At 69.3% G+C, this 371-nt stretch carries 1 pseudogene; it reads right to left on the bottom strand.

Annotated elements, in window-relative coordinates:
* Positions 1 to 371 (bottom strand): annotated as a pseudogene (locus FPT20_RS17785) (L-rhamnose isomerase); the annotation flags it as partial.

The following is a 371-nucleotide window of genomic DNA, read 5'->3' as shown; positions in this document are numbered from 1 at the left end:
CCGCGCGACTCGCGGTAGGCCGCGAGGTCGCCGCGGACGTCGGTGTTGAACGCGTCCATGAAGACGGCGTGGGCGGCGAGCACGTCGTGCTCGCGCTGAGCCGCCGCGAGCGCCTCCGTGTCGACGAGGAGGGCCTTGGCGGTCGCCTCCTGGACGTTGAGGACCGAGCGGATCTGACCCGGGATCTTCGCCTCCAGGTTGTGGCACTGGTCGAGCATGAACGCGACGTCCGCGTTGCCGTACCCGCCGCCCTGGATCACCTCGTACACGATGCGGAACAGCTGGAACGGGTCCGCCGCGCCCACGATCAGGTCGTCGTCGGCGTAGAACCGGCTGTTGAAGTCGAACGAGCCGAGCTTGCCGAGCCGCAG

The sequence above is a fragment of the Leifsonia sp. AG29 genome (genome assembly GCF_009765225.1).
Lineage (GTDB): Bacteria > Actinomycetota > Actinomycetes > Actinomycetales > Microbacteriaceae > Leifsonia.
Note: the sequence above shows the minus strand (reverse complement) of the source record. Positions and strands in the feature narration are given on the sequence as shown.